The sequence below is a fragment of the Mesorhizobium comanense genome (genome assembly GCF_005503535.1).
Lineage (GTDB): Bacteria > Pseudomonadota > Alphaproteobacteria > Rhizobiales > Rhizobiaceae > Mesorhizobium > Mesorhizobium comanense.
This window is the reverse complement of the sequence record NZ_SCNN01000006.1, coordinates 234642-259708: the sequence shown is the minus strand read 5'-3', so window position 1 is coordinate 259708 and position 25067 is coordinate 234642. Positions and strand designations below refer to the sequence as shown.

General features: G+C 64.6%; 26 protein-coding genes. 17 read left to right on the top strand and 9 right to left on the bottom strand.

The features are described 5' to 3' along the window. Nucleotides 1-36: 36 nt before the first annotated feature. The 6 genes from FFS37_RS13620 to FFS37_RS13595 all read left to right on the top strand — a co-directional run bounded on the left by FFS37_RS13620 (nucleotide 37) and on the right by FFS37_RS13595 (nucleotide 3824). Nucleotides 37-642, top strand: coding sequence for a glutathione S-transferase family protein (locus FFS37_RS13620; protein ID WP_137931469.1), 606 nt, complete (start codon nucleotides 37-39; stop codon nucleotides 640-642). Beyond that, on the top strand, nucleotides 639-1232 hold the full coding sequence (locus tag FFS37_RS13615) for an urease accessory protein UreE (protein WP_137931468.1): 594 nt from the start codon (nucleotides 639-641) through the stop codon (nucleotides 1230-1232). The genes FFS37_RS13620 and FFS37_RS13615 overlap by 4 nt, the downstream gene beginning before the upstream one ends. Next, complete coding sequence (locus FFS37_RS13610) at nucleotides 1225-1896, top strand: urease accessory protein UreF (protein ID WP_171026273.1); 672 nt, start codon at nucleotides 1225-1227, stop codon at nucleotides 1894-1896. The genes FFS37_RS13615 and FFS37_RS13610 overlap by 8 nt, the downstream gene beginning before the upstream one ends. Further along, nucleotides 1893-2333 carry a DUF3995 domain-containing protein gene (locus FFS37_RS13605; RefSeq protein ID WP_137931466.1) on the top strand — a complete coding sequence of 147 codons (441 nt, stop codon included), beginning with the start codon at nucleotides 1893-1895 and terminating at the stop codon, nucleotides 2331-2333. The genes FFS37_RS13610 and FFS37_RS13605 overlap by 4 nt, the downstream gene beginning before the upstream one ends. Then, on the top strand, nucleotides 2330-2971 hold the full coding sequence (ureG, locus tag FFS37_RS13600; RefSeq protein ID WP_137931465.1) for an urease accessory protein UreG: 642 nt from the start codon (nucleotides 2330-2332) through the stop codon (nucleotides 2969-2971). The genes FFS37_RS13605 and ureG overlap by 4 nt, the downstream gene beginning before the upstream one ends. 85 nt (nucleotides 2972-3056) lie before the next feature. After that, on the top strand, nucleotides 3057-3824 hold the full coding sequence (locus FFS37_RS13595) for a class II aldolase and adducin N-terminal domain-containing protein (RefSeq protein ID WP_137931464.1): 768 nt from the start codon (nucleotides 3057-3059) through the stop codon (nucleotides 3822-3824). A 3-nt stretch (nucleotides 3825-3827) separates the two neighbouring features. Here the strand turns inward: FFS37_RS13595 and FFS37_RS13590 are convergent, their stop codons facing one another. After that, entirely contained in the window at nucleotides 3828-4460 is a 633-nt protein-coding gene (locus tag FFS37_RS13590) for an HAD family hydrolase (protein WP_137931463.1), read from the bottom strand. 241 nt (nucleotides 4461-4701) lie between these two features. Between FFS37_RS13590 and FFS37_RS13585 the strand changes: the two genes are divergently transcribed. After that, nucleotides 4702-5661 carry a sugar-binding transcriptional regulator gene (locus tag FFS37_RS13585; RefSeq protein ID WP_137931462.1) on the top strand — a complete coding sequence of 320 codons (960 nt, stop codon included), beginning with the start codon at nucleotides 4702-4704 and terminating at the stop codon, nucleotides 5659-5661. A gap of 46 nt (nucleotides 5662-5707) precedes the next feature. On the opposite strand, the gene FFS37_RS13580 is transcribed toward FFS37_RS13585, so the two are convergent. Beyond that, nucleotides 5708-5893 carry a hypothetical protein gene (locus tag FFS37_RS13580; protein ID WP_137931461.1) on the bottom strand — a complete coding sequence of 62 codons (186 nt, stop codon included), beginning with the start codon at nucleotides 5891-5893 and terminating at the stop codon, nucleotides 5708-5710. Between the two features lie 110 nt (nucleotides 5894-6003). Here FFS37_RS13580 and gcvA point away from each other — a divergent pair, with 110 nt between their 5' ends. The 9 genes from gcvA (at nucleotide 6004) to FFS37_RS13535 (ending at nucleotide 16055) form a co-directional block, all read left to right on the top strand. Further along, the gene (gene gcvA / locus FFS37_RS13575; RefSeq protein WP_137931460.1) at nucleotides 6004-6909 is read left to right on the top strand and encodes a transcriptional regulator GcvA; all 906 of its coding nucleotides are present in this window, start codon (nucleotides 6004-6006) and stop codon (nucleotides 6907-6909) included. Nucleotides 6910-7133: 224 nt separating this feature from the next. Beyond that, complete coding sequence (locus FFS37_RS13570) at nucleotides 7134-8444, top strand: ABC transporter substrate-binding protein (protein WP_137931459.1); 1311 nt, start codon at nucleotides 7134-7136, stop codon at nucleotides 8442-8444. A 142-nt stretch (nucleotides 8445-8586) separates the two neighbouring features. Then, nucleotides 8587-9459 carry a carbohydrate ABC transporter permease gene (locus tag FFS37_RS13565; protein WP_137931458.1) on the top strand — a complete coding sequence of 291 codons (873 nt, stop codon included), beginning with the start codon at nucleotides 8587-8589 and terminating at the stop codon, nucleotides 9457-9459. A gap of 9 nt (nucleotides 9460-9468) precedes the next feature. Further along, nucleotides 9469-10293, top strand: coding sequence for a carbohydrate ABC transporter permease (locus FFS37_RS13560; protein ID WP_137931457.1), 825 nt, complete (start codon nucleotides 9469-9471; stop codon nucleotides 10291-10293). Nucleotides 10294-10343: 50 nt separating this feature from the next. Continuing rightward, on the top strand, nucleotides 10344-11348 hold the full coding sequence (locus FFS37_RS13555; protein WP_137931456.1) for an ABC transporter ATP-binding protein: 1005 nt from the start codon (nucleotides 10344-10346) through the stop codon (nucleotides 11346-11348). Between the two features lie 11 nt (nucleotides 11349-11359). Continuing rightward, nucleotides 11360-12130 carry an L-iditol 2-dehydrogenase gene (locus tag FFS37_RS13550; RefSeq protein WP_137931455.1) on the top strand — a complete coding sequence of 257 codons (771 nt, stop codon included), beginning with the start codon at nucleotides 11360-11362 and terminating at the stop codon, nucleotides 12128-12130. A 163-nt stretch (nucleotides 12131-12293) separates the two neighbouring features. Further along, a complete protein-coding gene (locus tag FFS37_RS13545) occupies nucleotides 12294-13772 on the top strand; it encodes a mannitol dehydrogenase family protein (RefSeq protein WP_137931454.1) in 1479 nt (492 codons plus the stop codon). Between the two features lie 16 nt (nucleotides 13773-13788). Then, nucleotides 13789-14472 carry an HAD family hydrolase gene (locus FFS37_RS13540; protein ID WP_137931453.1) on the top strand — a complete coding sequence of 228 codons (684 nt, stop codon included), beginning with the start codon at nucleotides 13789-13791 and terminating at the stop codon, nucleotides 14470-14472. Then, a complete protein-coding gene (locus FFS37_RS13535) occupies nucleotides 14469-16055 on the top strand; it encodes an FGGY-family carbohydrate kinase (protein ID WP_137931452.1) in 1587 nt (528 codons plus the stop codon). The genes FFS37_RS13540 and FFS37_RS13535 overlap by 4 nt, the downstream gene beginning before the upstream one ends. 22 nt (nucleotides 16056-16077) lie before the next feature. Here FFS37_RS13535 and FFS37_RS13530 read toward each other — a convergent pair whose 3' ends face one another. The 6 genes from FFS37_RS13530 to FFS37_RS13505 all read right to left on the bottom strand — a co-directional run bounded on the left by FFS37_RS13530 (nucleotide 16078) and on the right by FFS37_RS13505 (nucleotide 22476). After that, nucleotides 16078-17166, bottom strand: coding sequence for an ABC transporter ATP-binding protein (locus FFS37_RS13530; RefSeq protein WP_137931451.1), 1089 nt, complete (start codon nucleotides 17164-17166; stop codon nucleotides 16078-16080). A gap of 3 nt (nucleotides 17167-17169) precedes the next feature. Continuing rightward, nucleotides 17170-18216, bottom strand: a complete 1047-nt coding sequence (locus FFS37_RS13525) for an NAD(P)-dependent alcohol dehydrogenase (protein WP_137931450.1) — start codon at nucleotides 18214-18216, stop codon at nucleotides 17170-17172. Nucleotides 18217-18231: 15 nt separating this feature from the next. Further along, nucleotides 18232-19044, bottom strand: a complete 813-nt coding sequence (locus FFS37_RS13520; protein WP_137931449.1) for a carbohydrate ABC transporter permease — start codon at nucleotides 19042-19044, stop codon at nucleotides 18232-18234. Next, entirely contained in the window at nucleotides 19041-19907 is an 867-nt protein-coding gene (locus tag FFS37_RS13515; RefSeq protein WP_137931448.1) for a carbohydrate ABC transporter permease, read from the bottom strand. The genes FFS37_RS13520 and FFS37_RS13515 overlap by 4 nt, the downstream gene beginning before the upstream one ends. A 137-nt stretch (nucleotides 19908-20044) precedes the next feature. Beyond that, nucleotides 20045-21319, bottom strand: coding sequence for an ABC transporter substrate-binding protein (locus tag FFS37_RS13510; RefSeq protein WP_137931447.1), 1275 nt, complete (start codon nucleotides 21317-21319; stop codon nucleotides 20045-20047). A 239-nt stretch (nucleotides 21320-21558) separates the two neighbouring features. Further along, on the bottom strand, nucleotides 21559-22476 hold the full coding sequence (locus tag FFS37_RS13505; RefSeq protein WP_137931446.1) for a helix-turn-helix domain-containing protein: 918 nt from the start codon (nucleotides 22474-22476) through the stop codon (nucleotides 21559-21561). A 240-nt stretch (nucleotides 22477-22716) separates the two neighbouring features. On the opposite strand from FFS37_RS13505, the gene FFS37_RS13500 reads away from it, so the two are divergent. Further along, nucleotides 22717-24126 carry an MATE family efflux transporter gene (locus FFS37_RS13500; RefSeq protein WP_137931445.1) on the top strand — a complete coding sequence of 470 codons (1410 nt, stop codon included), beginning with the start codon at nucleotides 22717-22719 and terminating at the stop codon, nucleotides 24124-24126. A gap of 24 nt (nucleotides 24127-24150) precedes the next feature. Here the strand turns inward: FFS37_RS13500 and FFS37_RS13495 are convergent, their stop codons facing one another. Then, the gene (locus FFS37_RS13495) at nucleotides 24151-25014 is read right to left on the bottom strand and encodes a dienelactone hydrolase family protein (RefSeq protein ID WP_137931539.1); all 864 of its coding nucleotides are present in this window, start codon (nucleotides 25012-25014) and stop codon (nucleotides 24151-24153) included. Between the last annotated feature and the right edge of the window lie 53 nt (nucleotides 25015-25067).

Below are 25067 nucleotides of genomic sequence, written 5' to 3'. Positions count from 1 at the left end.
AATGCTCTAGGCTTTCCGGGAAAGGCAGGCTCAACCATGTACAAGGCCGTCGGGTCGCGCGGATCCCGGGTCAGCCGCGTTCTCTGGATGCTCGAGGAACTCGGGCAACCCTATGAATTCGTCGAGGTGAAGCTGCGCTCGCCGGAAGCCTATGCGCTGAACCCGTCCGGCAAGGTGCCGATCCTGATCGACGGCGATCTAGAAATAACGGATTCGGCCGCGATCTGCGTCTATCTGGCCGACAAGCACGCCGACAGGGGAATGGGCGCCAATCCCGGCCTCGCCGGCCGCGCCGAAATGGATTCCTGGATGCATTTTGCCCAGTCGGAATTCGAGGCGCCGCTGTGGAACAAATTGCGCCACCGCTTCCTGCTGCCCAGGGAAGTGCGGGTCGATGTCGGACCGGCGGCCGCTTATGATTTCGCCGCCGAGCTCAAGGCGCTGGACCGGCGGCTGGGCGAAAAGCCCTTCGCGCTGGGCGAACGGTTCTCGGCTGTCGATGTCCTGCTCGGCGACATGGGCGGCTGGGCACGCGCCGGCCGCTTTGCGATCGAATCCGACCGCGTCAACGCCTATTTCGACCGCGTGCTTTCACGGCCTGCCCGTGCGCGGGCACAGGCTAACGGAGGCTCCATGAAATGAAGCTCAACCTCAACACCGACTTCACCAAATTCCCGCGCGCCGTCTCCGTGCTGCCCGCCGGTACAGCCGAGACCACGGCGCCATCAGGTCGTGCGGTCCTCGCCCATGACGAGCGGCACCTGCGCCGGCGCGCCATCGAACTTGCCGATGGCGGCAAGGTGCTGGTCGACCTGCCCGAGCCGGTTGCGCTCGACCATGGCGACCGGCTGGTGCTGGAGGATGGCGGCCATATCGAGATCGTCGCGGCGGCCGAAGAGGTCTACGAAATCCGTGCCCGCGACGCCGTGCATCTGACAGAGCTGGCGTGGCATATCGGCAACCGCCATCTCGCCGCCGGTATCGAGGCGGATCGCATCGTCATCCTGCGCGACCACGTCATCAAGGCGATGCTGGAAGGATTGGGCGCGACCGTACGGGACGTTTCGGAGCCGTTCAAACCGGTGCGCGGCGCCTATTCCGGCGGCCATGAACACGGGCACGCCCACAGCCACGCGGAGGCGCACAGCCATTCGCATGGCGAGGCGCATTCCCACGCCCACAGCCATTCCCATCACGGTCACGACGGGCACCACCACCACGATCATGACTGACCAGCCTTCAAACATCGCGCTGCTGCGGCTGATGGCGTGGCTGTCGCCGGCCTTTCCCGTCGGCGGCTTCGCCTACAGCCATGGTCTGGAGCATGCGGTGAATGACGGGCTGGTCGATGATGCCGGAAGCCTGGCCGGCTGGCTGGAAACGCTGGTCGAGATGGGCTCGGGCTGGAACGATGCCGTTCTGTTCGCCGAGAGCTGGCGCCGCGCCCGCGAAGGCGGTGATCTCGACGAAGTTGCGGAACTGGCCGAGGCGCTCGCCGGCTCGCGCGAACGCCACACCGAGACCATGCTGCAAGGGGCTGCCTTCCTCAAGGCGGCCGCGGCGTGGCCCAATCCGGTGCTGGAAGGCTTGCCGGCCGAATGCGCTTACTGCGTTGCTGTCGGCGCCGTTGCCGGTGCCAGCGGCATCGCACTGCAGGACGCCCTCTGCGCCTTCCTGCAGGCCTTCTTCTCCAATCTCGTCCAGGCTGGGATCCGGCTCAGCGTCGTTGGCCAGCGCGAGGCCACCACGTTGCTGGCCGGCTTCGAGCCCTTGGCGCTCTCGACCGCCGCCCGCGCGTCCCGGTCGACATTGGGCGATCTCGGTGGCTGCGCCTTCGTGTCCGACGTCATGGCGATGAAGCACGAAACCCAGTATTCGCGATTGTTCCGTTCATGATCCTGCTTGCTTTCCTGCTCTCCTTTGTCCTGCTGCTGATCACCGCCCTGCATGTCTATTGGGGCATCGGCGGCATCTGGCCAGGAACGGATGGCGCCTCCTGCGCACGCGCTGTCGTCGGGTTTCGCGGCGTCGAAGAGATGCCGACGCCTTTTGCCAGTTTCGCCGTGGCTGCCTGTCTCGTCCTGGCGACGCTCTGGCCGCTGGCGCTGATCGGCTTCTTTGCCTCGCCCTTTCCGAGGGAAGGCCTCGCCGCCAGCGCGCTGCTGATCGGGCTGGTGTTCCTTGGCCGCGGCATTGCCGGCTTCACGCCCTGGTGGCGGCGGCTGGCGCCCGAACAGCCTTTCGCGCGGCTCGACGTCCGTTACTATTCGCCGCTCTGCCTGCTGATCGGGCTTGGCTTTGCAACCCTTGCCATCATGGAGTTTCCAACATGACCCAAGCCAATGGCCCCCTCCGCATCGGCATCGGCGGCCCGGTCGGCTCCGGCAAGACGACGCTCACCGAAAAACTCTGCAAGGCGTTGCGCGACGAGTTCTCCATCGCCGTCGTCACCAACGACATCTACACCAGGGAAGACGCCATGATGCTGGCCCGGCTGCAGGCGCTGCCGGAGGAGCGCATCGTCGGTGTCGAGACCGGCGGCTGCCCGCACACCGCCATCCGCGAGGACGCCTCGATCAATCTGCGCGCGATCGCGGACCTGAACAGGAAATTCCCCGATCTCGACATCATCTTCATCGAATCCGGCGGCGACAACCTTGCCGCGACCTTCTCGCCGGATCTTGCCGACCTGACGCTCTATGTCATCTCGGTCTGCCAGGGTGAGGAAATACCGCGCAAGGGCGGCCCCGCCATTACCCGTTCCGACTTCCTGATCATCAACAAAAGCGACCTCGCCCCCTATGTGAACGTCAACCTCGACGTGATGGAGAGCGACGCCGGCCGCATGCGCGGCAAGCGGCCGTTCGGCTTCACCGATCTGTCGCGCGGCAAGGGGCTGCAGGAGGTGATCGACTTCATCGTCGAGCATGGCGGGCTGAGGACAGCAACCGCCGCCGGCGCTGCGGCCTGACCGGGGCAGCCTTGCCTGCACCAACCGAAACCCGTTGCGGGCAGCCATCGGTCGCGGCATTCTGCCTGAAACTGGAGGATTTTCGATGAGCATCGCCCGCCTGCACAAAGAGCCGCTGAGCAACCTGCCGTTTTACGAGGAGCGGGTCGATCTCGCCGCCGCCTTCCGCTGGACGGCGCGGCTCAACATGCATGAGGCCGTCGCCAATCATTTCTCGCTGTCCGTCAACGAGGATGGAACGCAGTTCCTGATGAACCCGAACCAGGTGCATTTCTCACGCATCAAGGCGAGCGATCTTCTGCTCATCGACGCCAACGATCCCGAAACACTGTCAGGGCCGAACGCGCCCGATCCGACGGCTTGGGGCCTGCACGGCGCCATCCACCGCAATGTGCCGCACGCGCGCTGCGCCATGCATGTTCACTCGATCCATGCGACCGTGCTTGCCTCGCTCGCCGACTCGACCCTGCCGCCGATCGACCAGAACTCGGCCATGTTCTTCAACCGCCACGTCGTCGATGCCCATTATGGCGGACTGGCCTTCGAGGAAGAGGGCGAGCGCTGCTCGCAGCTTCTGACCGACCCGAAGGTCAAGGTCATGATCATGGGCAATCACGGCGTGATGGTGATCGGCGATACCGTGGCCGACGCGTTCAACCGAATGTTCTATTTCGAGCGCGCCGCCGAGACCTACATCAAGGCGCTGTGGACCGGGCGGCCGCTGCGCACGCTGTCCGACGCGATCGCGGAAAAGACGGCCGCCGAGATGGACGACTATCCCGGGCAGGCAGAGCGTCATCTTGCCGAACTGAAGGCGATCCTCGACGAGCAGGAACCCGTCTATCGGAGCTGAGGATTACAGCCCCAATTCCCGGCGCAATTCCTCGGCGCTGTTGATGACGATAGCGCCGGGCGGGCCTTCCATCGGCGCTTCCGGCCAGAAGATCGTCTTCATGCCGGCGGCCAGCCCCGCCATCGCGCCCGGCCAGCTGTCGTCGACCGCCACCGCATCGCTGGGATCGACGTCGGCCAGATAGGCCGCACGCAGGAAGGGCTCGGCGTGCGGCTTGCCTTCGCGCACATCGTTGCGGCTGACCGTCTTCATGCCGGGATAGACGAGGCCCACCATGCGCAGATTGGCATCGACGATCATGCGGTCGGAATTCGAGACAACCGCCTGCTGCACACCGAGCGCGCGAAGTTGCGCGAAGACCTCGATAGCGCCGGGACGCGGCTTCAAGCCTTCGACCAGCGGCAGATAATGTTCGTATTTATGGACGATCCAGTCGTCGAAAGGCAGGGTCAGCCCGAACTCGTCGCGCATCATCTCATAAACCGGCCATGCGGCGACGCCGAGCACGCGCTCGTGCAGGTCATCGGGCGGCGTGAGGCCGACATTGCGCATCGCCGCCACCAGCGCCGCCTCGTGCAACGGCTCGCTGTCGACCAGCGTGCCGTCCATGTCCCAGAAAACCGCCTTCGGTGTCATGCAGCGCTCCTTTTTGCGTTCCCTTAAAGGGTTTGCGTCGGGAGATAAACCGCCAGGGGTGCAGAACATCGCCCCGACGCGAGACGAAGCCGCTCGGCTTTGCGCGCTGTCGATTCCACGACGACAGAATCGCGATGCCCATTCACAGGCATTTGCCCTTGAGATTGACAATTGCGCAGCGCGCCGTTCCCTGCGAAAATGGAAGCAGACCACCGATGACCGGCGGTTCGGGAGGCAGGACTTGAACACCCGGCAGGATGGCGGCAGCAACAGGCTGGACGACGCGGCGCGCGCCGGTTGGCTCTATTACGTCGCCGGCAATACCCAGGACCAGATCGCCGCCACGCTCGGCATCTCCAGGCAGACGGCGCAGCGGCTGGTGTCGCTGGCGGTGTCGGAGGGCCTCATCAAGGTGCGCGTCGATCATCCGATCGCCAATTGCCTCGAACTGGCGGCGCGGCTGAAATCGCGTTTCGCGCTCGACCTGGTCGAAGTGGTGCCGAGCGACCCGAATTCGTCCTCCACCACCATCGGCATCGCCGAGGCGGCAGCCGCCGAGATCGAGCGGCGGCTGCGGTCACCGACACCGATCGTCATGGGGATCGGCACGGGACGCACGCTGAAGGCGGCGATCGAACAGTTGCCGCCGATGGAATGCCCGCAGCACAAGGTGGTGTCCTTGACCGGCAACATCTCGCCTGACGGTTCGGCTGCCTTCTACAACGTCATCTTCACCATGGCCGACCGGGTCAAGGCGCGCTCCTTCCCGATGCCGCTGCCAGTCATCGCCTCGTCGCCGGCGGAACGCGAGATGCTGCTCAACCAGCCGATGATCCAGCCGACGCTGGCGCTGGCCGCCGAGGCCGACGTCACCTTCATCGGCATCGGCGACCTCGGCCCGAAAGCGCCGCTCTACGAAGACGGCTTCATTTCCGAAAGCGAGCTGAAAGCCCTGCAGAAGGCCGGAGGCGTGGCCGAAATCGTCGGCTGGGTGTTCGATCGGGACGGCCGCATGATAGAGGGCATCACCAATGACCGTGTGTCGTCGGCCTCGCTGCCGTCGCGCGAAAGATCCCTGGTGATTGCGCTGGCCATGGGCGAGCGCAAGCTGCCGGGCATCCTGGCCGCCGTGAACCGCAGGCTGGTCAACGGGCTCATCACCGACGAGCGGACAGCCGCAGCCCTTCTGGCCGGCATCTGAGCGCGGGCCGCCTGCCCGCGTCGAATGCGCCATAAAGCCAGCATGGCTATTTGTGCCGGCCGAAAGGATCGTTGCCATCGAGAAAACCGAGATCGCGCTGCAGATGCGGCGACAGGTCCCTGATGTCGAGATGCGTCTTTTTCCGGATCGAGAACCAGCTGAATCCGTCCGCAAGCCACGAAATCCAGCGATGATCCGGGGCGGGAGTGCATTTGTGTTGCGCCATGGTCATGATCGTCAACCTTCGCTATCTTGAATCCGAATGACGGCTCGATGCTCAATGTCGGTCTTGCCGACTCACTTCGCCAATCGAACGTCGATAAGGACCCATAAGGAGGCCTTATGCCCGACCTTAGCGCGCCACAGGTTTCGCAGCTGCCGCCGCTGCAGGCGATACGGGTGTTCGAGGCGGTGGCCCGGCATCTCTCCTTCACCAAGGCCGCCGTGGAACTCGCCATGACGCAGGCCGCGGTGTCCTATCAGATCAAGGTGCTGGAAGAGCGCGTCGGCGCCCCGCTGTTCCTGCGCCGGCCGCGGCAGATCGAACTGACCGAGGCCGGCCAACGGCTTGCGCCGGCGGTCAGCGAGGCCTTTGCCATCCTCGGGCAGGCCTATGCGGCGGCGCGTGGCGGCGCAGACGGGCTGCTGTGCGTCACCACCGTGCTGACCTTCGCCTCCAACTGGCTGGCGCATCATCTGGGTTCGTTCCAGATGGCGCATCCGGCGCTCGCCGTGCGGCTCGAAACGTCGAGCCGGCTCACGGATTTCGCGCGCGAGGACGTCGATCTCGCCATCCGCTCGGGCGGCGGCAAATGGCTAGGGCTGGAAGCCCACAAGCTGCTCGACGCCGACTTCACGCCGATGCTGAGCCCCAGGCTCGCGGCCAGCATCGGCGGCGTCAGGGAGCCGGCCGACCTGCTCAAGCTGCCGATCCTCGACCCCAGCGATATCTGGTGGACGCAGTGGTTTGAGGCCGCCGGGGTGCAAAGCCACGACCTGGCCAAGCGTCCCGGCAGCAGCATGGGCGCGCAGGCCTACGAGGCCAATGCGGCAATCGCCGGTCATGGCGTGGCGATCCTGACCCGGGCGCTGTTCAAGACCGAACTCGCCGAAGGACGCCTGATCCAGCCCTTCGACCTGGTCGGCGACGACGGCCATGCCTATTGGCTCGTCTATCCCGAGGCACGGCGCAACGTGCCGAAGATCCGTGCCTTCCGCGACTGGCTGCTGGCCGAGATCGCCTGCTGACCGGCGGTCGCGGGAAACCGACGACGGTCCATCCGAGAAGCTTTTACGTGCCCGGGATCCGGCCAGCCGCGATCCGTGCCCGTCCGATATTGCCGGTCATTTGTCGCCATACACGGGTCGCGTGCTGCGATGCAGCATCGAATCAGGCTTGACATAATTCAGACTTAGTGAGTAATTGCTCACAGCCAAGGCAAATGCTCATCTTGGTCCATGGGAGGAATTTGATGAAACTTCGTACGCTCATCCTGGGCTTGTGCTCGACCAGCGCGCTGGCGTTCGCGGCGCATGCCGAATCCATCACCATCGCCACCGTCAACAATGGCGATATGGTCCGCATGCAGAAGCTGACCGACGACTTCACCAAGGCGAACCCCGACATCCAGCTCAACTGGGTCACGCTCGAAGAAAACGTGCTGCGCGAGCGCGTCACCACCGACATCGCCACCAAGGGCGGCCAGTACGACGTGATGACCATCGGCACCTACGAGGTTCCGATCTGGGCCAAGCAGAGCTGGCTGCTGCCGCTCGACAAGCTGGGCGACGACTACGACGCCAAGGACATCATCCCGGCCATCGCCGGCGGCCTGTCGGTCGACGGCAAGCTCTATGCCGCGCCCTTCTACGGCGAAAGCTCCTTCGTGATGTACCGCAAGGACCTTATGGAGAAAGCCGGCCTCAAGATGCCGGACGCGCCGACCTGGGACTTCATCAAGCAGGCCGCCGACAAGATGACCGACCGCGCCAATGGCGTGAACGGCGTCTGCCTGCGCGGCAAGGCCGGCTGGGGTGAGAACATGGCCTTCCTCACCGCCATGTCGAACTCGTTCGGCGCGCGCTGGTTCGACGAGAACTGGAAGCCCCAGTTCGACCAGCCCGAGTGGAAGAAGACGCTGCAGTTCTATGTCGACCTGATGAAGGCCGACGGTCCGGAAGGCGCCTCCTCCAACGGCTTCAATGAAAACCTGGCGCTGTTCCAGCAGGGCAAGTGCGGCATGTGGATCGACGCCACTGTCGCGGCGTCCTTCGTCTCCGATCCGAAGAACTCGACCGTCGCCGACAAGGTCGGCTATGCACTGGCGCCCGACAATGGCTTGGGCAAGCGCGGCAACTGGCTGTGGGCCTGGTCGCTGGCCATTCCCGCCGGCACCAAGAAGGCAGACGCGGCCGAGAAGTTCGTGTCGTGGGCGACCAGCAAGCACTATGCCGAACTGGTCGCGTCGAAGGAAGGCTGGGCCAACGTTCCTCCGGGCACGCGCTCTTCGCTCTACGCCAACCCCGAGTATCAGAAGGCGGCTCCGTTCGCCAAGATGACGCTGGACTCCATCAACGCCGCCGATCCGACGCACCCCACCGTCAAGCCCGTGCCTTATGTCGGCGTTCAATTCGTAGCCATCCCTGAGTTCCAGGGCCTCGGCACCACCGTCGGCCAGCTGTTCTCGGCGGCCCTCGCCGGACAGTCGAGCGTCGACGATGCGCTGAAGCAGGCCCAGGATGCCGCCACAGCGGCGATGACCGAGGGCGGTTACATCAAGTAAGGCTCCTCCCGGTGCCGAATGCCGGCCGACGACCATGACCGGCAACGGCCGCCCGAAACCCAGTTCGGGCGGCCGCCTTCAACGCTTCTGAAAATTCAGGCACAATTCTGAAAACCCGGCTGACCTTGGGAGGGTGACCGTCATGGCTACTCAGCAAACCCGTTCGCTTGCCCGTTTCATGATGGCGCCATCCGTCGTGCTGCTGCTGGTCTGGATGGTCGTACCGCTGGCGCTCACGCTCTGGTTCTCGTTCCAGCAGTACAATCCGCTCAATCCTATCCGTGACGGGTTTGTCGGCTTCTCAAACTACGCGCTGTTCTATTCGAACCCGGCCTTCCTCTATTCGATCCTCAACACGCTCACCATCGTCGTCAGCGTGCTGGTCATCACCGTGGTCGGCGGCATCCTGCTGGCGATGCTCATCGATCAGCCGATGTGGGGCCAGGGGATCGTGCGCATCCTGGTCATCTCGCCGTTCTTCGTCATGCCGCCGGTCGCAGCACTGGTGTGGAAGAACATGATCATGCACCCGCAATACGGCGTCTTCGCCGATATTGCGCGCTTCTTCGGCCTGCAGCCGATCGACTGGTTCGGGCAATATCCGCTCACCGCCATCATCATCATCGTCGCCTGGCAATGGTTGCCCTTCGCGACGCTCATCCTGCTGACGTCCCTGCAGTCGCTCGACGGCGAACAGAAGGAGGCGGCGGAAATGGATGGCGCCGGCTTCCTCAGCCGCTTCTGGTATCTCACCCTGCCGCACATGTCGCGGGCGATCACCGTCGTCATCCTGATCCAGACGATCTTCCTGCTGTCGGTCTATGCCGAGATCCTCGTCACCACCAATGGCGGCCCCGGCTATGCCTCCACCAACCTGCCCTTCCTGGTCTACCAGAAGGCGCTGCTGGAGTTCAAAATCGGCCAGGCATCCGCCGGTGGCGTCATCGCCGTCATTCTCGCCAACATCGTCGCCTTCTTCGCCATGCGCGCCGTCGGCAAGAACCTGGACAAGTAGGAGGACAAGATGGCACGCGCAGTCACCAACCGGCACAAGACGATCGCCACCATCGCCGCCTGGATCGTCGCCCTGCTGATCTTCTTTCCGATCCTGTACACGATCATCACCTCGTTCAAATCGGAGCAGGAGGCGATCCAGGGCTTCAACCTGATCCCGTCGGGCACCTTCGAGAGCTATTCGGAGGTCCAGGCGCAGAGCGGCTACTTCAAGTTCTTCCTGAACTCGGTCATCCTGTCGGTCGGCTCGACCATCCTCGCGCTGCTGGTCGCGATACCGGCGGCATGGTCGATGGCCTTCTCGCCGACGAAGCGGACCAAGGACATCCTGATGTGGATGCTGTCCACCAAGATGATGCCGGCGGTCGCCGTTCTGTTCCCGATCTATCTGATATTCCGCAATCTCGGCCTGCTCGACAGCCGCATCGGCCTGATGGTGATGCTGATGCTGATCAACCTGCCGATCGTGGTGTGGATGCTCTACACCTACTTCCGCGAAATCCCGGGCGAGATCCTGGAAGCGGCGCGCATGGATGGCGCCTCGCTCTGGAACGAGATCGTCTATGTGCTGACGCCGATGGCGGTGCCGGGCATCGCCTCGACCATGCTGCTCAACATCATCCTGGCCTGGAACGAGGCGTTCTGGACGATCCGGCTAACCACGACCGACGCCGCGCCGCTGACCGCCTTCATCAGTTCGTTCTCAAGCCCGCAAGGCCTGTTCTGGGCCAAGCTTTCGGCGGCCTCGACGCTGGCCATCGCGCCGATCCTGATCATGGGCTGGTTCAGCCAGAAGCAGCTGGTGCGCGGCCTGACCTTTGGCGCCGTGAAATAACACCGCCGCAAGCAACGGACGACGGACAATAACCCCTCGGGGAGGAAACCATGGGAAACATCACGCTCAAGAACGTCTCCAAGTCCTTCGGATCGACGTCGATCATCCCAGGCCTCGACCTGGTGATCGAGAATGGCGAATTCGTCGTCTTCGTCGGCCCCTCGGGTTGCGGCAAGTCCACGCTGCTGCGGCTGATCGCCGGGCTGGAGGACACCAGCGGCGGCACCATCAACATCGACGGCCGCGACGTGACCGGCGAGGCGCCGGCCAAGCGCAAGCTGGCCATGGTGTTCCAGTCCTACGCGCTCTACCCGCATATGACGGTGGCCAAGAACATCGCCTTCCCGCTCAAGATGGCGGGCGAGGACCAGGCGACGATCGACAGGAAGGTGAAGGACGCGGCCCGCGTGCTCAACCTCACCAACTATCTCGAACGGCGGCCCGGCCAGCTGTCTGGCGGGCAGCGCCAGCGCGTCGCGATCGGCCGCGCCATCGTGCGCCAGCCCTCCGCCTTCCTGTTCGACGAACCGCTCTCCAACCTCGACGCCGCGCTGCGCGGCACCATGCGGCTGGAGATCAGCGAACTCCACCACCAACTCAAGACCACGATGATCTACGTGACCCACGACCAGGTCGAAGCCATGACCATGGCCGACAAGATCGTCGTTCTCAACGCTGGCAACATCGAGCAGGTCGGCTCGCCGATGGAACTGTACCGCTCGCCGCGCAACCTGTTTGTCGCCGGTTTCATAGGCTCGCCGAAGATGAACCTGATCGAGGGCGCGCCGGCCGACAAATACGGCGCCAAGACCATCGGTATCCGGCCGGAGCACATGCAGATCTCGACCACGGCGGGCGACTGGAAAGCCACTGTCGGCGTTGCCGAGCATCTGGGATCCGACACCTTCCTGCATGTCCAGGCCGACGGCGTCGGTCCGCTGACGGTGCGCGCCGACGGCGAACTCGGCGTGCGCCATGGCGACACCATCTACCTGACGCCCGACAAGGCCAAGCTGCACCGCTTCGGCGCCGACGGAAAAGCAATGGCCCAGTGAGGGATGGGACAGTGAGACTGAAAGGCAAATCGGCGCTGATCACCGGATCCGCGCGCGGCATCGGCAGGGCCTTCGCCGAAGCCTATGTGCGCGAGGGAGCCACGGTGGCGATCGCCGACATCAATCTCGGAGCCGCCAGGCAGACGGCCGGCGAGATCGGCGACAAGGCCTATGCCGTCAAACTCGACGTCACCGACCAGGCATCCATCGACGCCGCGGTGAAGGCGGTGGAGGACAGGACCGGCGGCCTCGACATTCTGATCAACAACGCGGCCCTGTTCGACCTGGCGCCGATCGTCGAGATATCGCGGGCAAGCTACGAAAAACTGTTCTCGGTCAATGTCGCCGGCACGCTGTTCATGCTGCAGGCGGCAAGCCGTTCGATGATCGCGCGCGGCAAAGGCGGCAGGATCATCAACATGGCCAGCCAGGCCGGGCGGCGCGGCGAACCGCTGGTCGCCGTCTATTGCGCGACCAAGGCAGCCGTCATCTCGCTCACCCAGTCGGCCGGGCTCTACCTGATCAAGCACGGCATCAACGTCAACGGCATCGCGCCCGGTGTCGTCGACAGCGACATGTGGGACCAGGTCGACGCGCTGTTCGCCAAATACGAGAACCGGCCGAAGGGCGAGAAGAAGAGGCTGGTCGGCGAGGGCGTTCCCTATGGCCGCATGGGCAAGCCCGAAGACCTCGCTGGCATGGCCGTGTTCCTGGCCAGCGACGAGGCCGAATACATTGTTGCCCAGACCTACAATGTCGATGGCGGGCAATGGATGAGTTGAGGGGGGACGGCCTCTGTTCCTCGTTCCTCCGCGAGGAGCAGAGGCCGACACATCAAGTGAGAAGCCGCATCGGCCCTGGCCGGCGCGGCGCCCCTGACCTTCTTCCGGCTACGCGCGGAAGAAGGAGGTAGCGAAGGCCGGAGCCCGGCCAAAGGGTAAAAAGATGACCGTGAAACTCTCTTCCTCAAACCTCTCCAGGCTGCCGGCCAACGTGGCCGGTCCGAAATACGAGCGTTCGCGGCTCAAGGCCGGCATCGTGCATTTCGGCGTCGGCAACTTCCACCGGTCGCATCAGGCGGTCTATCTGGACGACCTCTTCAGCGCCGGTGAAGGGCACGACTGGGCGCTGGTCGGCGCCGGGGTCTTCGACGGCGAGAAGATCGGACGCGGCAAGCTCGAGGAACAGGACTGGCTGACCACCGTGGTCGAGCAGGATGAGGGCCATATGAGCGCCCGGGTGACCGGCGCCATGATCGACTTCCTGATGCCGGGCGATGCCGCCGGCATCATCGAGAGGCTGGCCGACCCCGCCATCAAGATCGTCTCGCTGACCATCACGGAAGGCGGCTACTTCATCGATCCAGCCTCCGGCAAGTTCAATCCGGCTCATCCAGACATCGTTGCCGATGCGCAACCTGGCGCCGTGCCGAAGACCGTTTTCGGCATCATCCTCGCCGGCCTGGTGCGCCGCCGCGCGGACGGCATCGTGCCGTTCACAGTCATGTCCTGCGACAACATCCCCCACAACGGGCACGTCACGTCGGACGGCGTCATCGGGCTGGCCAGGCTTGTCGATGAAGACCTGGCAAAATGGGTCAGCGACAAGGTCGCCTTTCCCAACGCCATGGTCGACCGCATCACGCCGGCGACATCGGACCGCGAGCGAAAGATCCTGGCCGACGATTTCGGCCTGGAGGACAACTGGCCGGTGTTTTGCGAGCCGTTCAAGCAATGGGTGCTGGAGGATCATTTCACCGCCGGCCGCCCGGCGCTGGAGAAGGTTGGCGTCCAGTTCGTCAAGGACGTCTCGCCCTACGAGTTGATGAAGATCCGTATCCTCAATGGCGGCCATGCCACGATTGCCTATCCGGCAGGGCTGATGGACATCCATTTCGTGCATGAAGCGATGCAGGAGCCGCTGGTGCGCGGCTTTCTCGACAAGCTCGAACATGACGAGATCATCCCGACGGTGCCGCCGGTGCCGAACACCGTGCTGGAAGATTACTACCAGCTCATCGAGAAGCGCTTTTCCAATCCCAAGATCGGCGACACGATCCGAAGGCTTTGCCTCGACGGCTCCAACCGCCAGCCGAAATTCATCATCCCGACCATCGCCGACCGGCTCAAGGCGGGAAAAGGCGTCGCCGGGCTCGCGCTGGAATCGGCTTTGTGGTGCCGCTACTGCTTCGGCACGACGGACAGCGGCGCCGTCATCGAGCCGAACGATCCGAGCTGGGACCGGCTGCAAGCGACGGCAAGGGCGGCCAAGGACGCGCCGGCCGCGTGGCTTGCGATGGAGGACATCTACGGCGATGTGGGTCGCGCGGCATCCTTCGTGGAAGCCTTCGGGCATGCACTCAACGTGCTGTGGGCCAACGGCGCGCGCACCACGCTGACGCGCTATATAGCGGGCAAGCTCTGAGAGCCAAGTCGGCACCATGACGCCCGAACTGGTCATCTTCGACTGCGACGGCGTGCTGGTCGACAGCGAAGCGCTCTCCATCTCGGCGCTGCTCGGCATGGTCGAGCGCGCCGGTGGCCGCATCGGCGAGGATACGGCCTATGAGCATTTCCTCGGCAAGAGCATGAAAAGCGTCCGCGAAATCCTTCAGCGCGACTTCGGCCTGGAGATCGCCGATCAGCACCTGACCGCGATGCGCGTCGAGCTGATGCGAAAATTCCGCGAGGAGCTTAAGCCTGTTCCCGGCGTGCTGGAGATGCTGCCGAGGCTCGGCCTGCCCTTCTGCGTCGCTTCCTCCGGCACCCCCGAACGGATACGTTATGCGCTCGAGGTGACAGGACTGCTCTCACTGATGGAGCCGCATCTGTTCAGCGCCGCCATGGTGGCCAGGGGCAAGCCGGCGCCCGACCTTTTCCTGCATGCCGCCGCCACCATGCGGACGACCCCCGGCAAATGCCTGGTCATCGAGGACAGTCCGGCCGGCATCGTGGCGGCCCGCGCCGCGGGCATGCGCGTCTTCGCCTTCACCGGCGGCTCGCATGCCGGCAACCCGGCATTGAAAGCGCGGCTTGCGTCGAGTGAACCGGACTTTATATTCGCTGACATGCTGCAATTGCCCGATCTGATTGCAGGCCTGGGAGCGAGAGTTAGAGCATCTTGACGAAACAATTTGTTTGCGCGGTCGATGTCGGCACCGGGAGCGCTCGCGCGGGCATTCTCGACACCAGTGGCACCTTGCTTGGCCGCGCCGAACGGCCGATCGCCATGAACCAGCCCAAGCCCGATCACGCCGAACATGATTCGCGCGATATCTGGGCCGCCGTCTGCACCGCAGTGCGCGCCGCCCGCGAAAAGGCCGGCGTCAGCGCGCAGGATGTCGTCGGCATCTCTTTCGACGCCACCTGCTCGCTGGTCGTGCGTGACCGGCAAGGCGGCCAGCTCAGCGTTTCGGTAACCGGCGACAGGCGCTGGGACACGATCGTCTGGCTCGACCATCGCGCCATCGCCGAGGCCGACGAATGCACGGCGAGCGGCCATGAGGTGCTGAACTATATCGGTGGCGTGATGTCGCCCGAGATGGCGACGCCGAAACTGATGTGGCTGAAGCGCAGCCTGTCCAAGACCTGGAATGAAGCCGGCTATCTATTCGATCTGGCCGATTTCCTGACCTGGCAGGCAACCGGCTCGCTCGCCCGGTCGCAATGCACGCTGACGGCCAAATGGACCTACCTCGCCCATCAGGAAAACGCCTGGCAACGCGACTTCTTCAAACTCGTCGGGCTCGACGACCTCTTCGAGCATGGCAATCTGCCCGAAAGGGCGAGCCCGGTCGGCGCCGACATCGGGTCGTTGACGGCACAGGCCGCGGCCGAGCTTGGGCTCAGCGAAAACTGCCGGGTCGGCGCCGGGGTCATCGATGCCTATGCCGGCGCGCTTGGCGTACTCGGCGGCTTTGCCGGCGACGAACAGGATATCGGCCGGCATCTGGCCCTGATCGCGGGCACGTCGAGCTGCGTCATGGCGATGTCGCCCGACCCGCAGCCTTTCGCCGGCGTCTGGGGACCTTACTTCGGCGCGGCGCTGCCGAAGCTGTGGCTGTCGGAAGGCGGTCAGTCGGCTACCGGCGCCCTGCTTGACCACATCATCCGCTGGCACGGCGCCGGCGGCGAGCCGGATGCCGCCATGCACGCCAGGATCGCCCGGCGTGTCGCCGAACTGCGCGATACCGAAGGCGATACTCTTGCCGCAAGGCTGCATGTGCTGCCGGATTTCCATGGCAACCGTTCGCCGCTGGCCGATCCGCATGCCGTCGGCGTGGTCAGCGGGCTGACGCTCGATTCTTCTTTCGACAGCCTGTGCAAGCTTTACTGGCGCACCGCCGTCGGCATCGCGCTTGGGGTACGCCATGTGCTGGAGGCGCTGAACGAGAACGGCTATCTCATCGACACGCTGCATGTCACCGGCGGCCACACCAAGAACCCGCTCTTGATGGAGCTTTATGCCGACGCCACCGGCTGTACCGTGGTGGAGCCACTGGCCGACGAAGCGGTGTTGCTTGGCACCGGCATGGTGGCCGCCACCGCCGCCGGCCTGTTCCCGGACCTCAACGCAGCCTGCCTCGCCATGCAGCAGGGCGGCAGGACGCGCGCGCCGAACAAGGCCGCCGGCGCCCGCTTCGACCGCGACTACCGGGTTTTCCTGGAAATGCACCGCCAAAGGCAGGCGCTCGACGCGATCCGATGAACGGGCAAGAGCCTGCTCGCCGCTACCGCCTGCGAAGCGATACGCCCGACGCCGCGTCGAACAAATGGACGCTCTCGTCCTCGAATGTGTAGCGGACCGGGGCACGAAGCGCCGGGCATTCGCGTGCCGGCACGAGGGCGCTGATCTCCTTGCCGCCGGACCCGAACGTCACCAGCGCGTCGTTGCCGTGGAATTCGATGAGATCGGCGGTGCCCTGGAGAAGATTGCGGCCGGCTCCCGCGCCCGCCGTCTTCAGGTCCGGCGGCCGGATGCCGAGGATGGCGCGCTCGCCTTGCCGCAGATCGAAACCGGAGCCATCGATCGTCAGAACCGTTCCAGCGCCGGTCAGTGTCCAGCCGTCCTCGGCCCTGCCCGGCGTCACTTCGATGAAATTCATGTTCGGCGTGCCGATGAAGCCGGCCACGAACAGATTGCCGGGCCGGCCATAGATTTCGGCCGGCGAACCAACCTGCTCGATCACGCCGTCGCGCAGGAGCACGATGCGGTCGGCGAGCGTCATTGCTTCCAGCTGGTCGTGGGTGACGTAGACGGTGGTCGTCTTCAGCGACTGATGCAGCCGCGCGATCTCGACCCGCATATGGTTGCGCAGCTTGGCGTCGAGATTGGACAGCGGCTCGTCGAACAGGAACACCTTGGGTGTCTTGATCATGGCGCGCGCGATGGCGACACGCTGCTGCTGGCCGCCGGAAAGCTCGGTCGGCTTGCGGCCGAGATAGGGCTCCAGCCCAAGTGTCGCCGCGACCGCCCCGACCCGCTTGCCGATCTCCGCGGCGGGCACTTTCTGCCGCCGCAGCCCGAAGGCGATGTTGTCGAAGATCGTCATGTGCGGATACAGCGCATAGTTCTGGAACACCATGGCGATGCCGCGGTCGCCGGGCTCGAGGTCGTTGACCACCTTGCCGCCGATCGACACCTCGCCGCCGCTGATGTCCTCCAGCCCCGCCAGCATCCTGAGCAGGGTGGACTTGCCGCAGCCAGACGGGCCGAGGAAGACCACGAATTCGTGTTCCTCGATGGAGAGATTGAGATCACGGATGACCGATGTGGCGCCATAGGCCTTGTCGACATGGGAGCAGGTGATCGCGGACATGGGTCAGCCCTTCTCGCCGGGAAGCAGGATTTGCAGTTTGACGTCCTGCGGATTGCCCTGGGCCGCCCGCTCGAAGGCCTTGATGCTGTCGGCGAAAGCATAGGTGCCGGTGATCAGCGGCTTGAGGTCGACCTTGCCGGAAGCGATGAGCTGCAGGGCGCGGTCGAAGATGTTGGCATAACGGAACACCGTCTCGATGCGCACCTCTTTCGAGATCGCGGCCGGCACGTCGAGGGCCACCGGCTCTACGGGCAATCCGACCAGAACCACCGCGCCGCCGGGGCGAACGACATCGAACAGGCCGGCAAACGCCTTGGGGCTGCCACTGGCCTCGAAGACGATATCCGCGCCCCAATTCCCGGTCGCGGCGGCGACGGCATCCGCCAGTGAGCGCTCGCCGATGTTGACCGGCACGATGCCGGGATATTGCGCGGCGATCTCCAGCTTGGGCGCGGAGAAGTCCGAGATCAGCACTTTCGAACAGCCGCCGGCAAGGGCGGCAAGCGCGATCATGATGCCGATCGGGCCGCAGCCGACGACAACGGCGACATCGCCGGGAACGATGCGGGCGCGGCTCGCCGCCTGCATGCCGATGGCGAAGGGCTCGACCATCGCGCCCTCGGCGAAAGAGACATTGTCGGGCAATTTGTAGGTGAAGGCGGCGGGATGGACCGCATAGGGCGCGAGCACGCCGTGGACGGGCGGCGTCGCCCAGAAGCGGACATCCGGATCGACATTGTAGATGCCGAGCTTGGCCGCGCGCGAAGACAGGTTCGGCACGCCCGGCTCCATGCAGACGCGGTCGCCCGCCTTCAAGGTGGTGACGTTGGCGCCGACATCGACGACCGTGCCAGACGCCTCATGGCCGAGCACCATCGGCGCGCGCACGACATAGCTGCCGATCGCGCCGTGCGTATAATAGTGCACGTCGCTGCCGCAGACGCCGACCGTATGGATGGCGACCTTGACGTCGTCGGGTCCGACATCGAGCGGCAGCGCGATCTCGCGCAGCGACAGTTCGCCTTTTTTCTCAAGTACCAGAGCCTGCATCGGCCAATCCTCGCATCAAGTCTTTTTCTGCCGGAACACGGAATTCAGGAAGCCGCTGAGCACGCCAAGGAACAGCAATGGCGGAAGCGACAGCAGCACGACCGAGGCATTGAGGATGCCCCAGGGCACATTCATGCCTTGCTGGGAGAGCTCCGACGCGACGATCGGCAAGGTCTTGGCGTTGGAGCTCGACAGCATCAGCGCGATGAGAAACTCGTTCCAGACCAGCACGAAACTGAAGGCGACGGCGCCTGCCAGCGAGCGCGCCGCGACCGGCAACGCGATGCGCCAGAATACCGAATAGGCGCCGTAGCCATCGACGAAGGCCGCTTCCTCGATCTCCTTGGGAACGGCCTGGAAGGCAGGTATGGCCAGCCACATGATCACCGAGATGGTGAGCAGCGAGTAGGTGACGATCAACGCCGGCAAAGTGTCGTAGAGCCCGATCTGCAGCCAGATCACCATCAGCGGGATGGCCACCGCCACAGGCGGCAGGAAGCGCAGCGACAGCACGAAGAACTGGATGTCGCCCGCCCAGCGGTTGGGATAGCGCGCCACGGCGTAGGCCGCGGGCAAGCCGAGCACGACGCCGACCAGCACCGCGCAGCCGCAGGCGACGACCGAATTGTAGAGCCCGGTCAGCACGCTGTCGCGGCCGAGGATGTAGCTGATGTTGGCAAGCGTGGGCGTGAACACCACGCGCGGCACGCGGGTGATGATGTCGACATTGTTCTTCAGCGAATTGAGTGCTGTCCACAGCAGCGGAAACACCGCCAGGAAGCCCGCGATTGCCAGAACCGCCTGGCCAATCAGTCTGCCGATCCTCATGCCTGCACCCGCTTCCACAGCATGGTGAAGGTGATGACGGTGGCGATCATCATCAGCACCGCCATGGCCGAGGCATAGGAAACCTTGCCGGATTCGATGAAGCCTTGCGAGAAGGCATACATGTCGAGCGTCTCGGTCGCCACGCCCGGGCCGCCGCGCGTCATGACGTAGATCAGGTCGAAGGAACGCAGCGACTCGATCATCTTGACGAACATCAGGCTGATCAGCGGGGCCTTCAGCATCGGCAGGGTGACATAGGCATGGATCTGCCAGCGCCTTGCATGGTCGAGCCGCGCCGCCTCGATCGGCTGCGGTGGCAGGGTTTCGAGCAGCTTCAGCACGATGACGGCAAAGAACAGGCCCCATTGCCAGACGTCGACCGAGGCCACGGCGAACAGCGCCGTTGCGGGCTTCGACAGCGGATCGAAGATCAGGCCGCCGGTCAGCAGGCGATAGGGATAGGTGGCGATGCCGTAAAGCGGGTGATAGGCGAACTTCCAGACGAAGGCCGCCGAGACGCGCGGCAGCAGCACCGGAATGATGAACAAAAGGCAGTAGACATTGCGCAGGCGCGGGCTGGCGACCTCGAACATCAGCACGCCAAGCCCTATCGCCACCGTCATGGTCGCGACGACGGTGACGACTTCCCATTTGACCGATACCCAGACCGCATTGAGGAACCGGCGGTCGAGGAAGAGATCGATGAAATTCGAGAACCAGACCCAGGAATAGCTTGCCGAACTCAACTCGCGGTTCTGCAAGGCGATGACGATGGCGTAGAGCGTCGGCACCATCGACAGCACCAGCAGGATGGCGAGCGTGGGGACGACGAAAGTGACGGGCAGGGATGAGCGCCGGCGCATTGCCTATACTCGCTTCTGTCTCGGATGCCTGGCCGGGCCACCTCCTTGCGAAGGCGATGACCCCTGTGAAAATCCCGCGGCGCGCAGGTCCCGGCACTCGTTCGAGCGCCGTGGACCGCGCGCCGCGGGCGGGAGGATTACTTCTTTTTCACCAGATCATTGGCGTAGGCCTCGAGCTCGTTGAGGCCGCCCTTGATGTCGGTGCGCGTTCCCGTGACCAGTTCTTCGAGGATGATGCCCCAGCGGTCGCCGAGATCGGGCCAGCGCGGGTCCTGCCAGAAATTGACCGCCGTGACCTTGCCGGTTTCGGCCAGCGCCTGGCCGAGGTCGGCGCCGTAGATATCGGCGAATTCCTTGCTGGACAGGATGCTGGTGCGGTTCAGCTCGCCGAACTGGTGCGCATCGAGCCGGCGCTTCTCGTTTTCCTTGGACGTCGCCCAGGCGATGAACAGGCCCGCGCACTTCTTCGAGGCGTCGTCGGCATTGGCCTTGGCCGCGATGGCGAGGCCGTGGCCATAGCCGCCGCCCGGCAGCGGCGAGGGCGGCGGCAGGAAGCCGATCTTACCGACCACCTGCGAGGTCTTCGGATCGACCGCCATGCCCGACAGCGGCGTCGATTCGACCAGGATGGCGACCTGGCCTGACAGGAAGGCGCCGGTCGATTCATCCCAGCTGCCGGTCTGCGTGCCGGGCGCCGAGTCCTTGAACAGCTTCAGGTAGGTCTCGGTCGCCTTGACGGCCGCCTCGGAATTGAAAGCCGGCTTGTCGCCGTCGAACCACTTGCCGCCATAGGCCTTGAAGAAGGGCATCCAGCGCCAGACATTGGCGCCCGAACCGCGCGCGCCGCGCAGCGCGATGCCGTACATGCCCTTGTCGGCGTTGGTCAGCTTCGGCACGTCGGCGATCAGCTCATCCAGCGTCTTGGGCGGCTGGATACCGGCGGCTTCGAGCACATCCTTGCGGTAGACCATGAGGTCGCCGCCGCCGGTCAGCGGCGCGAACCACACCTTGCCGTCATAGGTGGCGACCTTCTGGCGGCCGGGGTCGAAGTCGGCATAGTCATAGTCAGCCGGGTAATAATCGGCGAGCGGCACGATCCATTTCGACGAGGCGAACAGCGCCACATTGGCTTCGTCGACATAGTACACGTTGTAATTGCCGACGGTGGACGCATCGGCGCGCGATTTTGCCCGGCGGTCGTTCTCGTTCAGATAGTCGATCTGGAAGCCGGCGCCGGAGAGTTTCTTGAACTCGTCCTTGGAGTCCTCCAGCAGCGTCAGGCCGTCGCGCGGCTGCGCCAGGACCTTGACCGGCGCCGAGCAGACAGGCGCCTGCGCCAGGGCCATCGTTGAAACGGAAGCGGTAAGCACGAAAGCCGCGCCCAAACTCGCAGCAAGCCTATTTGGTTTCATGATTTTTCTCCTCCAGAACACTTCGCGGGAAGTGGACGTCCCCAGGTTGCGCGATCCTCACCATCGCCCGAGCGACATGCCACCCGACGCCAAAATGCGACCTCGCGGTGGTCCCCGCTAGAAGCACCGTTGCAGCAGACCTGTACTTTTATGCATTGTGCGGCGCAAAAAGCCGGGCAGACCGACTCCGCCCGTCACATGAGTACCAGCGCCGCCCGCGGCAACCGTCGGCGGGCTGCTCAGGCGCGCAATGTCAGCCTTTGCCGCGACAGCCGGCGATAGGACGAAGGCGTCATCTTGTGCCTGCGCAGGAAGGCGCGGTTGAAATTGGAGATGTTCATGTAGCCGACCTGGAAACAGATATCGGTGATCGGGATGTCGGTGTCGGCGAGCAGCTTGCAGGCCTGCCAGAGCCTGAGCTTGGCGAGATGGTCGCTGAAGGCATTGCCGGTGTTTTTCTGGAAGAACCGCGAGAATGTGCTTTCGCTCATGCCCGCCTGTTGTGCCAGTTCGGGCAGCTTCAGGTCCTCGGCGAAATGCTGGAACAGATGGGTCAGCGTACGCTGGATGATGTCCAGCGAGGCGGCATCGAGAGCGGGCGAAAAGTCCGGCGACGACAGGAGCTCATATTCGTCCGTGCCTGCCAGAAGATCCAGAAGGCGCAGGAACAGCTGCAGCCTGGCCAGTCCGCGCACCGCGCCCATCCGCTCCAGCAGCTCGGCGCCATCGAGCGCGGTCCTGCCATGGAAGACCATGCCGCGCAACGACCGTTCGAGGAACGGCTCCAGCTCGCGCAATTCCGGCAGCAGCCCCGCCGATCCGCGCAGCCGCTCCGGATCGAACTGGAGGACAATGTCGCGGCCCTCGATCAGTTCGCCGGGCTGGACGGCCGTCACCCAGTCGTGCGGCAGGCCGCCGCCGACGATGGTCAGATAGCCCGGGCCGAATTCGCCGATATGGTCGCCGACCAGCACGACGCCGGAGGATTTGCGCAGCAGATGGATTTCGTATTCCGGATGGAAGTTCCAGACATTGCGCTCCCAGGGGTAGTCGTCCAGCCGCCACAGGAAACTGTCGCTGGCCTCGGTCACGATGTGCTCGAAGGCAGGCGCGGTGCGCGGAATGGCAGCCGTGTTCTTTCTGCGCCTGAACGGCAATCTTCCCCTCCTGACGCATCTTGCCGGATCTGCAAATCCGGCGAAAAGCGTAGCAAACCGAGGGCGCCAAGGGAACGCTGCCGCTGCTTGGCCCCGCTGGCTCAATGGCTGCCGGCGCCTCCTCCCTTGCCAATGTGTCGCATTTCGTTCAATAGACGGCGCAAACGGCGCCATTTTGTGCCGTTGCTGTACGGCTTCCGGGCTTTTCCCCGACGCGCCGTGTTCTGAAAGAGCGGAGCAATGTCTGCGATCGAAACCGGTGCTCGCGCGCCGGAAAATCTTTGGCGTCAGGAAATCCGGGCGACGCTGGCGCTCGCCTGGCCGATGGTGCTGACCAATCTCGGCCAGACGGCAATGACCGCCACCGACGTCATGATGATGGGGCGGCTCGGGGCCGACACGCTGGCCGCGGGAGCGCTTGGCGCCAACCTCTATTTCATGCCGCTGATCTTCGGCCTCGGCCTGATGCTGGCGACCTCGCCGATGATCGCCACCGAGCTCGGCCGCCGCCGCCATTCGGTGCGCGACCTGCGCCGCACCGTTCGGCAAGGCCTGTGGCTGGCCATCCTCATCAGCATTCCGATCTGGATCGTGCTTTGGCATGGCGAGGAAATCCTGCTGGCGATGGGGCAGGAACCGGCGCTTGCCCATACTGCCGGCATCTACCTGCGCTGGCTGGAATGGGCGGTGCTGCCCTTCTACGGCTATATCGTGCTGCGCTCGTTCATCTCGGCGCTCGAGCGGCCGGGCTGGGCGCTCATCATCGTCTTCGTTGCCGTCGCCTGCAACGTGCTCTTCAACTGGATGTTCATGTTCGGCAATCTCGGTTTCCCCGCCATGGGCATTGCCGGATCGGGCCTGGCCACGTCGCTGTCCAGCATGCTGATGTTCATCGGCATGGCGGTCGTGGTGATGTGGGAGAAGACGTTCCGGCGCTATCATCTGTTCGGCCGCTTCTGGCGGTCCGACTGGCCGCGCTTCAAGGGACTGCTGCGGCTCGGCCTGCCGATCGCCGGTATCCTCGCCTTCGAGGTGACGATCTTCAACGCCGCCGCCCTGCTGATGGGCCTGATCGATGCCGATTCGCTGGCCGCGCACGCCATCGCCATCCAGATCGCCTCGATCTCCTTCATGGTGCCGCTCGGCCTCAACCAGGCGGTGACGGTGCGTGTCGGGCTGGCGCATGGCGCCGGCAACCCGGAGGGCGTGTCGCGTGCCGGCTGGACGGCGTTCGTCATCGGCGTCTCGTTCATGGCGCTGATGGGGCTGGTGATGATCCTGTTTCCGCATCTGCTGATCAGCGCCTTCATCGATCTCGCCAACCCGGCCAATGCCAGGGTGATCGCGCTTGCCGTGTCGTTCCTGGTGTTTGCGGCACTGTTCCAGATCTTCGACGGGGCGCAGGCGGTCGCCGCCGGCATGCTTCGCGGCCTCCACGACACCAAGGTGCCGATGATCTATGCGGCGATCGGCTACTGGGGTGTCGGCCTGCCGCTCGGCGTGCTGCTCGCCTTCCATTTCGGCTTCCATGGCGTCGGCATCTGGATGGGCCTCTCGACAGGGCTGGCGGTGGTGGCCGCATTGCTCTTGGCGCGCTGGCTGCGGCGCGACCGCATCGCGCCTTCGCTGGCGTTCGGACACGGGCACTGAGGCCCGGTGGCGGCCGGCGGCCGTCTACTGCTTCAGCACGGCGAGGAAGTCGGGCACGTCCTTGAGCGCCGCCGCGTGGGCGGCGGGATTGAATCCTGTGTGCGCAACGCCGTCGCCATTGGCGGTGAAGGCCAGGCCGTGCAGTTCGTGAAGCGGCTGCGCCTCATTGTCGAAATCATGATAGGCGCCGGGATAGAGGATGAGCTTCACGCCGTCAGGATTGGCGGCGGCCAGCGTTTTGCACGGCTTGGCCGGTGTCCAGTCATCCGCTTCGCCCATCAGGATGAGCAGCGGCATGCGTGTCGCCCAATCGCCTTTGTCGGCGATGGAGGTGCACCCGGGATAGAAGGCGACCGCCGCGCGAAAGTCCGGTGTCTCCGGCTTCGGCGTATCCTTCGGACGCACCGTGTAGAGAACGGTCGAGCCACCGTTCGACCAGCCGAGCAGGGCGACGGCATCCGGCTTCACATAGGGCAAAGTCTGGAGGTAGCGGCGGGCGGCATTGGCATCCTCCACCCGCTCGCGATAGGGCTCGACCTGACGGTCGCCGTTCCTGCACTGCGGGCCGAGCCCCCGCGAGCCGTAGCTATCGGGAAAGATCACGACATAGCCGAGCGCCGCGAACCGCTCGCCCCAGTCGGCATGGCGCGGGCTCAGTCGCGTCTTGTCTTTCGCGCTCCACAGGCCGCTGCAGCCATGCATGGCAACGATCGCCGGAAACGGCCCCTGCCCCTGCGGCTTGAAGAGCATTGCGTCCAGCGTCGCCGGTTGGTTCCTGCCGTCCGCCGGGATGCTGATGCGATCCGGCGTCAGGTCGGTGGCGACAGCCGGCTGGGCCAGCCACAAGGTGACCAAGCCGGCGAGAGCGAGAAAATATTTCGTCCGCATCGCCACCGCCCTCTCCTCGAAACCGGAGTGCATAGAGTGCGGCGCAGGCCGGC

Coding starts and splice junctions, on each gene's coding strand:
- FFS37_RS13510 (WP_137931447.1), bottom strand. CDS start 21,319: ATGAAACCAAATAGGCTTGCTGCGAGTTTGGGCGCGGCTTTCGTGCTT.
- FFS37_RS13520 (WP_137931449.1), bottom strand. CDS start 19,044: ATGAGGATCGGCAGACTGATTGGCCAGGCGGTTCTGGCAATCGCGGGC.
- FFS37_RS13580 (WP_137931461.1), bottom strand. CDS start 5,893: ATGACCATGGCGCAACACAAATGCACTCCCGCCCCGGATCATCGCTGG.
- FFS37_RS13570 (WP_137931459.1), top strand. CDS start 7,134: ATGAAACTTCGTACGCTCATCCTGGGCTTGTGCTCGACCAGCGCGCTG.
- FFS37_RS13610 (WP_171026273.1), top strand. CDS start 1,225: ATGACTGACCAGCCTTCAAACATCGCGCTGCTGCGGCTGATGGCGTGG.
- FFS37_RS13540 (WP_137931453.1), top strand. CDS start 13,789: ATGACGCCCGAACTGGTCATCTTCGACTGCGACGGCGTGCTGGTCGAC.
- FFS37_RS13530 (WP_137931451.1), bottom strand. CDS start 17,166: ATGTCCGCGATCACCTGCTCCCATGTCGACAAGGCCTATGGCGCCACA.
- FFS37_RS13605 (WP_137931466.1), top strand. CDS start 1,893: ATGATCCTGCTTGCTTTCCTGCTCTCCTTTGTCCTGCTGCTGATCACC.
- FFS37_RS13525 (WP_137931450.1), bottom strand. CDS start 18,216: ATGCAGGCTCTGGTACTTGAGAAAAAAGGCGAACTGTCGCTGCGCGAG.
- FFS37_RS13515 (WP_137931448.1), bottom strand. CDS start 19,907: ATGCGCCGGCGCTCATCCCTGCCCGTCACTTTCGTCGTCCCCACGCTC.
- FFS37_RS13555 (WP_137931456.1), top strand. CDS start 10,344: ATGGGAAACATCACGCTCAAGAACGTCTCCAAGTCCTTCGGATCGACG.
- FFS37_RS13565 (WP_137931458.1), top strand. CDS start 8,587: ATGGCTACTCAGCAAACCCGTTCGCTTGCCCGTTTCATGATGGCGCCA.
- FFS37_RS13615 (WP_137931468.1), top strand. CDS start 639: ATGAAGCTCAACCTCAACACCGACTTCACCAAATTCCCGCGCGCCGTC.
- FFS37_RS13595 (WP_137931464.1), top strand. CDS start 3,057: ATGAGCATCGCCCGCCTGCACAAAGAGCCGCTGAGCAACCTGCCGTTT.
- FFS37_RS13590 (WP_137931463.1), bottom strand. CDS start 4,460: ATGACACCGAAGGCGGTTTTCTGGGACATGGACGGCACGCTGGTCGAC.
- FFS37_RS13620 (WP_137931469.1), top strand. CDS start 37: ATGTACAAGGCCGTCGGGTCGCGCGGATCCCGGGTCAGCCGCGTTCTC.
- FFS37_RS13545 (WP_137931454.1), top strand. CDS start 12,294: ATGACCGTGAAACTCTCTTCCTCAAACCTCTCCAGGCTGCCGGCCAAC.
- gcvA (WP_137931460.1), top strand. CDS start 6,004: ATGCCCGACCTTAGCGCGCCACAGGTTTCGCAGCTGCCGCCGCTGCAG.
- FFS37_RS13560 (WP_137931457.1), top strand. CDS start 9,469: ATGGCACGCGCAGTCACCAACCGGCACAAGACGATCGCCACCATCGCC.
- ureG (WP_137931465.1), top strand. CDS start 2,330: ATGACCCAAGCCAATGGCCCCCTCCGCATCGGCATCGGCGGCCCGGTC.
- FFS37_RS13500 (WP_137931445.1), top strand. CDS start 22,717: ATGTCTGCGATCGAAACCGGTGCTCGCGCGCCGGAAAATCTTTGGCGT.
- FFS37_RS13495 (WP_137931539.1), bottom strand. CDS start 25,014: ATGCGGACGAAATATTTTCTCGCTCTCGCCGGCTTGGTCACCTTGTGG.